The organism is Hydrogenispora ethanolica (assembly GCF_004340685.1).
Lineage (GTDB): Bacteria > Bacillota > UBA4882 > UBA8346 > UBA8346 > Hydrogenispora > Hydrogenispora ethanolica.
This window is the reverse complement of record NZ_SLUN01000018.1, coordinates 110580-118708: the sequence shown is the minus strand read 5'-3', so window position 1 is coordinate 118708 and position 8129 is coordinate 110580. Positions and strand designations below refer to the sequence as shown.

Sequence of the window (8129 nt, the reverse complement as noted above, 5' to 3'; positions counted from 1 at the left end):
GGCTGGTTATATTTAGCCGCTGTCATGGATTTGTACTCCCGGAAAATCGTTGGTTGGGCCATGTCCGAGAGGATGACTGCCGACTTGGCGATATCGGCCCTAAAGATGGCGATTAAGCATCGTAAGCCTCAAAAAGGCTTGATGCATCATTCGGATCGCGGTGTTCAATACGCCAGTAATCCCTACCAAGATATTTTAACGAAACATGGCATGATTTGCTCAATGAGCCGCAAGGGCAACTGCTGGGATAACGCCCCCATGGAAAGCTTTTTTAGCACTCTGAAGACTGAGTGTATTCAAGATAAGATCTATCTTTCCAGAGTCTTGGCTAAACGTGAGATCTTTGAATATATCGAAATTGATTACAATCGTAAACGCCGTCATTCTTCAATTGGTAGCATGACCCCGGAATACTTCGAAAATCGAAGAAAAAGTGCTTAACTTGGTGTCTAGTTTCTCGGGGGAAGCCCAGGATGCTTCGATCCTTTCAAAGGATCTTGCGATCCTTGTAAGGGATGTAAGGATCCGTGTAAGGGATGGTCTTCATCCTTGTAAGGGATCCCATGATCCTTTCATAGGATCCTGTGATCCTTTCTTCCCGAAGGTTCATCCTAGCATCCCGGAGCCCCCGGGAACCATCCCCAAGGCTTCGGGATATAGGACCAATCCTTCGGGATGCTTCCCTAAACCTCCGGGAAAGAGGACCAATCTTTCGGGAAGCATCCATGAAGCTTCGGGAAGCTTCCCCGAGGTTCCGGGAAACAGGACGAAAGCGAAACAGAGTTTAAATAAACATTGCGCGGGGATAAGTTCGATTGATCCTAGGTGTTCCATGGCGCTAAAAAGGTTTTGACAGAAACGAAAATGGCTGGCTCTCTTCACGAGAACCAGCCATTTTTCGATTCAATTTTGTAGCGCAGTCCGCCGCCAGCCGTACGCAAATTATTTTTCTTTTTCCGCTTCGGCCGCCGTTTCTTTCAAGGGTTCCGCCAAATAATTGGGCAACTGCAGTCCGGCGGTTTTGAATAGCTCATCCAGCGGCGGTATCGACTTGAGCATGCCGGAGAGGAAATTGGCGGTGGTGGGCGCGCCGTTCTGGCTCATCGAGTCCCAGACCGTCACTTTGTCGATCTTGAGATTCTTGACCGCCTCGACCTGGATCTTGACAATCTCCGGAAGCTTGTCGGCGATCATCAGCATCGCCGCTTTGGTGGCGTCGTTCCCGGCCGCCGCCACGATCTTTTGGAAGCCGTCCGCCTGTTTGCTCAGGATCTCATTGAGTCCCCTGGCCCGCGCCTCCATCTCCATCAAGATCGCGTCCGCCTCGCCCTTGGCGATCCGCCGCGTCTTTTCGGCTTCCGCCTCGGCCGCGATCTGCACTTGCTCCTTGTCGATTTCCGCCGGAACCAGAATGTCCGCCGTCCGGGTGGCCCGTTCCCGCTCCGAACGGGACAGTTCCGCTTCCTGCTCGGCCTTGTAAGCTTCCTCAAGCGCCCTGGCGGATTGGATCTTCTCGGCCGCGGTGGCCTTCCGGGTGGCTTCGGCCTCCTTCTCGCGCCGGTCGGCGTCGGAATTGGCGATCAGAATTTTAGCCAGGTTTTCGCCCTCCACCGCCCGGGCGTTGGCTTCGGAAACCTGGACCCGCTCGTCGCGTTGGGCGTTGGCCTCGCCGATGGCGCCGTCGCGGTCTTTCTCGGCCACGCTCTTCTTGGCGTCGTTGATGGCCTTGGCGGCCGCTTCCTTGCCAAGAGCCTCGATGTAGCCGGATTCGTCCTTGATATCGGTTACGTTGACGTTGATCAGCTTCAGGCCGATCTTTTTTAACTCGGCTTCCACGTTGTTGGAGACATTGGCCAGGAATTTATCCCGGTCGGAATTGATCTCCTCGATGTCCATGGTGGCGATGACCAGCCGCAACTGGCCGAAGATGATGTCCTTGGCCAGATCCTGAATCACTTCCAGCTTCAGGCCGAGCAGCCGCTCGGCGGCATTGGTCATCACCCCTTGTTCGGTGGAGATGCCCACCGTAAACCGGGAAGGGACATCGACCCGGATATTCTGTTTGCTGAGCGCCTTGGTCAGATTGACCTCGATCGAAAACGGCGTCAGATCCAGGTATTGATAGTCCTGGATCACCGGCCAGATAAAGGCGGCTCCGCCGTGAATGCACGTCGCCGAGCGGGCGGTACCGTCCTTGGATTTGCCGGTCCGGCCGTAGACCACCAGAATTTTATCCGAAGGACAGCGTTTATAGCGTTTTAAAACCGAAGAAAAGGTCACAAAGACGACGACCACGCTCACGATGACGAGCACTAACAGGTATTGGCTGGTCAACAAGGGCAAGACCTCCTTAGAAATGATTCCGGGTCGGGCGGGCGCCTCGGTTCCCGCTCAATTCTTCTTGACGATTAGAACCTCCTCGTTCAGCACTTCCGTGACTTGTATCGGGGTTCCGGTGGGCAGGGGTTCGCCGTCGGTCATGGCATCGACTTCCCGGATCGCACCCTGAACGGTGATCTGGACCTGGCCCATGCCGGAGCGGTTGCCGGGAATGGGAAGATAGACCCGCCCCGAACTATGGGCGGCGTTGGAGAGGTTGATATTGCCGCTTTGAGTGAGCCGGGTCATCAGATAAAACATTCCGGCCACGGCAAACATCAGGAAGAGACCGACTAAAAAAGCGAATAGAATGGTAACCGTCTGGCCAAATCCGGCGTGGATCGCAAAGAGGCCGGCCCAACCGAATCCGGTAAAAAAGATGATAAAATTGCGCAGCGTAAAAAGGCGGAACCCGGCCTGGAAATCAGTCTCGTGGCCGGCATCCAAGCCATGGGAAGCCTCAAAACCGCCATCATGCCATTCCAGGCCGATAAAGGTCAAAATGAGTTGCAGGATCAACACAACCGTAAACGGCAGGGCAAAATACCAGAATATCCTCTCAAAAGCAGGGATGTTGCTCCACCACTCCGCCATGATTCGGCTCCTTTCGTATCTGTCGTTCGTTACAGGTTTATTTCCACGATTTTCTGTTATTTCCTGCCTTGGAAACCGGTTGAAAACGGAGAGAACAAAATAAGCCTATCCTAAGCTGTTCGAGAATCGAGAGATGAAATTTGCAGTTCGTCATGGTATAATAATTGTAAAATTAAGGGAATTAAGAGAGCGGATCAACGGGGATCAAATACGTCTGCTTCAAGCCGCGGCCTTCGGCCGGGGTTTATCACAACGCTTTATCGCAACGATTCGGTAGAATAAAGAGGAAATTAAGGATTTCATGTAGAACATAAAAAATTTATTCCAAAAAAGTTGAAGTCCACAATGAAGGGAAAGAATGGCCTGTGAATCGCGATAAAAAAGTACCTGATGTAGTGATTCGGCGTTTGCCTTTATATTTACGGGTGTTGAGCGTCATTGATCCGGCGGAGCTGCCCATCATCTCCTCCGAACAAATGGCGACGATGGTGGGCACCTCATCGGTACAAGTGCGTAAGGACCTCTCTTATTTTGGAGTCTTTGGAAAACAGGGAGTAGGGTATCACACCGTATCCTTAAAAGATGAGTTGCGGCGGATCTTAAAACTCGACCGCGAAGTAAGGGTGGGGCTGATCGGCGCCGGAAACCTCGGCGCCGCCCTGGTGCGGTATCATCAGCGGAGCCCGGTTCATAAGCCATTGCAAATCGTGGCGTTATTCGACAATGATGAGAAGAAGGTCGGCCGGAAAGTCGCCGAAGTGGAGATTTACCACATCGACCAGTTGTCCGTGAAGATCCGGGAATTGAATATCAAGATGATGATCCTGGCCTTTCCGGCGGTCAATGTTCAAGAGATTGTCGATGCCTGCGTGGAGAATGGGATCACTTCTTTTTTAAACTTTGTGCCCGCTTCCATCAAGACTCCGCCCGGAATCAAAGTGCAGAATTCCGATGTGACCCTCGACCTGCAAAGTTTGGCCTATTATACCTGAATGCGCGGCCAATGTTACAGTTTTTCGATACGACGCGGCTGATTGCACGGTTGCCTTTGCCGATACAGCATTTTGCGAAAGCGTTGACGGGTTTGGAGCGAAAAACGCGAACGCTTCACCGAACAAAGCCGTTTATGCTTTCGCAAAATACTATAGTGAATGGATGAAATGGAGTCGAGATGGCGGATACCCGGACGGAACTGGAAGGAACAGTCGAACAAGTCGTTTTTTGCAACCCGGAGAATGGTTATACCGTCGTCCGTCTGAAAGCCAATTCCGGCGGACCGGTCACGGCGGTCGGCAATCTGCCGCCGCTGTTCAACGGAGAAGTGCTTCAACTGACCGGCAACTGGACTCATCACAAGGAGTATGGCCAGCAATTTCAGATTGAGCAATGGCGGCAGGTGGTTCCCCAGACATTGCTGGGGATCGAACGTTACCTGTCCAGTGGCTTGATCAAGGGGGTCGGTCCGGTCACCGCCAAGAAGATCGTCCAGAAGTTCGGCCTCGCTTCACTGGAGATCATTCAGAGCGACCCGTTGCGCCTGACTGAGATCTCCGGAATCAGCGAGAATAAGGCGGAGCGGATCGCCCGGGGCCTGGCGGATCATTCCGCCATTGAGCAGATTATGGTCTTCTTGCAGGGCGTGGGAGTCAGTCCGGCTTACGCCTTGAAGATTTACCGGGCCTATCGCAACGCGGCTATTGCCATCGTGAAAGAGAACCCGTATCGCCTGGCCGACGAGGTCTTTGGGATCGGATTCAAGATCGCCGACCAGATTGCCCGCAAAGTCGGGATCAAGGAAGATTCGCCGTACCGGATCCGGGCCGGGCTCCGGTATCGATTGAACGAGCATTGCAGCGAAGGCCATGTGTTCGCTCATGAAAACGATTTTCTTACGCAAGCCGCAGCGGAGTTAAACGTCAATGAATTGCAGTTAGTGGGCGGCTTGGAAGATCTCATCGCTGATAAGGAGATCTTCCGCGAACGGTATCAGGAGCGGAACATTCTCTATCTGGCGCCTTTTTACTATAGCGAAACCGGCGTAACAGCCAAGCTGCGCGAGATGCTGCAGACCCCGCCGCAGGAAGTCGAACTGGAACTTGCGGGATGGTTGGCCGGTTACGAGGCGCACCACCAGGTGAAGCTGGCCGACGGGCAACGGCAAGCGGTGGGGATGGCGCTGGACAGCGGGTTGCTGGTGATCACCGGCGGTCCCGGGACTGGCAAGACCACCATTATCCGGGCCGTCGTCGAATTATTCAAAGACAACGGTTTGGACGTGCTGCTGGCGGCGCCGACCGGGCGGGCCGCCAAACGTTTGGCCGAGTCCACGCATACCCCCACCAAAACCATTCACCGTCTGCTCGGCTACGGCGGCGCCAACGGCGCGCCCGGCCATTTTCAGATGAATGAAAAAGAGCCGTTGGATGCGGATGTATTGATCATCGACGAGTTTTCCATGGTGGACCTGCTCCTTTTCTATCATTTGCTGAAAGCGGTCCAACCCGGCACCCGGCTGGTTCTGGTCGGCGATGTCGATCAGCTCCCGTCGGTGGGGCCCGGCTCGGTGTTGCGGGATCTGATCCGGTCGGCCGCGGTACCGACGGTCCGGTTGAATACTATCTTTCGCCAGGCCGGCGGCAGCATGATCGTAGCCAATGCCCATAAAATCAATCAGGGTCAATTTCCATACCTGGCCAAAAACGATGACTTTTTCTTTATCGAGGATGACAATCCCGAGCATATCACCACGGTTCTGCCGGGGTTGGTCAAGACCCGGCTGCCCGAGTATCTGCACTGCGACCCGATCGAGGATATTCAAGTTCTGACTCCGATGCGCCGGACCATCACCGGCGTCGAGAATCTCAATCAGGTGCTGCAGGCGGCCTTGAACCCGGCCGCCGCCGATAAACCCGAGCTCAAAAACGGCGCTGTCTCATTCCGGATCGGCGACAAGGTGATGCAACTCAAGAATGACTACCAAAAGCAGGTTTATAACGGGGATATCGGGCGAATCCGGCGGATTGACGCTGAAGAGCGCAGCATGACAGTAGTTTTTCCCGAGGTTGAAGGAGAGCGGACCGTCCTCTATGAAGCGGAGGAGCTTGACCAGTTGGTCCTGGCCTATGCGATGTCGGTCCATAAGAGCCAGGGCAACGAGTATCCGGTGATTGTGATGCCTGTGACCACCCAGCATTTTCTGATGCTGCAGCGGAATCTGTTATATACGGCGGTTACCCGCGCCAAAAAAATGGTGGTGCTGATCGGAACCAAAAAAGCCCTGGCCATCGCCATAAAGAACAACCGGATCGAGGAGCGTCTTTCGCTGTTGCAGGAGAGGCTGCGGATGGCGTTTTTATAAACGACTGGCGGCGCGCCGTGGGAACGGATGAGGTGAGGAGTTGCTCGCGCCGAAATATTTCCTGTATTTGGCCGAAAGCGACGAAGGCCGTTTTCGAGTATCGTTGAGCAGCAATCCCCGGATCGACGCTTATTTTTTGGCGGAGGAGGGGTTCACTGCGCTACAGATTATCAAGCCGCCCCTCCCGTTATATCTGGCGGAATGGGTCCTGGAGCAGCTGTCGACCCCCGGCTTGAAACTGAAATCCGGCCTGTTTTTCCGGATGGTGAAGCGCGCCGTTCAAACCATTCAGCCGCATAGGATATTGCCTCCGGTAAAGCTATCCCTGGCGGAACTTCGCCCTGAGAGTTTGGATTTTCCGGATTTGACCGGGCTCCTTCAGGGAAGGATCCTGCTCGGTACCGAACTGCCGGAGTTGATCGCCGCCAAGGGACTGGAAGTTCCTTGGAATCCCGAAGATTGGATGCAATATTTGTATTTTCATTCCCGGGTCCGCCGCGAGGCGGCAGTCAGCGTGGACCGGCTGGGCCTCCCTTTCTGCCGGCGTTGTGGCGCAACGACAGGTATCCTGGAGGATGATTGTTATTTTTGCGGCAATTCCCGGTGTTATACCTGTCCTCATTGCCGGAGCATGGGAGTTGCCAAGAGTTGCTTGCCACTGTATTCCCAGCCGCGTTCCGAGGAGCCCGTGGCGGAAGAGGCGATTCTTCCTCATTTCGATTTTGAGCTGACTCCGCCGCAAAAAAGGGCTTCGTCCGCATTGGAACAGTTTTTGGATGGCGGGGAGCGGCAGTTTCTGGTTTGGGCGGTGTGCGGCGGCGGCAAGACGGAGGTCAGCTTCGGAGCAGTTGCCAAAGTGTTGAGCGCGGGAGGCCGGGTTCTTTTCGCGGTGCCCCGCAAGGATGTTGTTCAAGAGCTCGAGCCGCGTTTTCAAAAGGCTTTCCCCGCACAGACATTGGTGGCGCTGTATGGCGGCAGCGGCGGGCGTTACGAGGAGTCGTCCCTGGTCCTCGCCACCACTCATCAGTGTTTGCGGTTCTATCAAGCCTTCGACTTGATTATTCTCGATGAAGAGGATGCATTTCCGTATTTCGGAAGTGAAATGTTGCATTTTGCGGTGCGCCGGGCCTTGAAACCCCAAGGCAAGCTGGTGATGATGACCGCTACTCCGGATCGGGAATTGCGGGCGCGGGCCGCGAGAGGAGAGATCCCGGTGGTGGAGATCCCGGCGCGGCCGCACCGCCGGCCCTTGATTGTCCCGCAGATCTTGCGGACTGCCCTGAATCCGGTCGGACGGAAAGATTGGCAACCGCCGCCCTTTCTCCGGGAAAAGCTGGAGGCCCTCCATTCAAACGGCCGCAAGCTGTTAGTATTTCTCCCCACCGTCCGCGAGGTGGAACAATTCGGCCGGGCGCTTTGTGATTGGGCACAAAGCCGGACATTGAAGGGAAAATATGTTCATGCGCGGACGCCCGGCCGGCTGGAGGCCAAAGCAGCCTTGTTGGATGGCGCTCATGATTTTCTGGTCGTTTCCACGGTCTTTGAGCGGGGAATTACGATTCCAAACTTGGATGTAGTGGTTTTAAACGCTGATGATGAAGCAATCTTCGATTGCCGGACCCTGGTTCAGATCGCGGGACGGGTCGGGAGAATGGGCGAAGCCGCTCAAGTCTGCTTCGCCGGCAAACGGCAAAGCCGGGCGATGCATGAGGCGGTCACCTGGATATCGCGGATGAATGAGGCGGGATATCAATTGGGGTTCTTGGATGAATCTTCTTAAAAACATCGAGGCCTGGGG

General features: G+C 54.8%; 6 protein-coding genes. 4 read left to right on the top strand and 2 right to left on the bottom strand.

Translation table 11 applies throughout. The features are described from left to right. On the top strand, nucleotides 1-441 hold a 441-nt coding region (locus EDC14_RS15060; RefSeq protein WP_132015136.1), incomplete at its 5' end, for an IS3 family transposase. 501 nt (nucleotides 442-942) lie between these two features. Here the strand turns inward: EDC14_RS15060 and EDC14_RS15055 are convergent. Further along, complete coding sequence (locus EDC14_RS15055; protein ID WP_132015143.1) at nucleotides 943-2334, bottom strand: flotillin family protein; 1392 nt, start codon at nucleotides 2332-2334, stop codon at nucleotides 943-945. Between the two features lie 57 nt (nucleotides 2335-2391). Next, complete coding sequence (locus EDC14_RS15050) at nucleotides 2392-2973, bottom strand: NfeD family protein (RefSeq protein WP_132015135.1); 582 nt, start codon at nucleotides 2971-2973, stop codon at nucleotides 2392-2394. Nucleotides 2974-3338: 365 nt separating this feature from the next. Between EDC14_RS15050 and EDC14_RS15045 the strand changes: the two genes are divergently transcribed. The 3 genes from EDC14_RS15045 (at nucleotide 3339) to EDC14_RS15035 (ending at nucleotide 8111) form a co-directional block, all read left to right on the top strand. Then, on the top strand, nucleotides 3339-3965 hold the full coding sequence (locus EDC14_RS15045) for a redox-sensing transcriptional repressor Rex (RefSeq protein WP_165908046.1): 627 nt from the start codon (nucleotides 3339-3341) through the stop codon (nucleotides 3963-3965). 179 nt (nucleotides 3966-4144) lie between these two features. Further along, the gene (gene recD2, locus EDC14_RS15040) at nucleotides 4145-6331 is read left to right on the top strand and encodes an SF1B family DNA helicase RecD2 (RefSeq protein ID WP_132015133.1); all 2187 of its coding nucleotides are present in this window, start codon (nucleotides 4145-4147) and stop codon (nucleotides 6329-6331) included. Between the two features lie 40 nt (nucleotides 6332-6371). Then, nucleotides 6372-8111 (top strand): DEAD/DEAH box helicase family protein, encoded by a 1740-nt coding sequence (locus EDC14_RS15035; RefSeq protein ID WP_132015132.1) that lies wholly within the window; start codon nucleotides 6372-6374, stop codon nucleotides 8109-8111. The last annotated feature ends 18 nt before the right edge of the window (nucleotides 8112-8129 follow it).

What these genes read in the sequence shown, in the direction of transcription:
- EDC14_RS15050 (WP_132015135.1), bottom strand. Translation starts at nt 2,973, where the DNA reads ATGGCGGAGTGGTGGAGCAACATCCCTGCTTTTGAGAGGATATTCTGG.
- recD2 (WP_132015133.1), top strand. Translation starts at nt 4,145, where the DNA reads ATGGCGGATACCCGGACGGAACTGGAAGGAACAGTCGAACAAGTCGTT.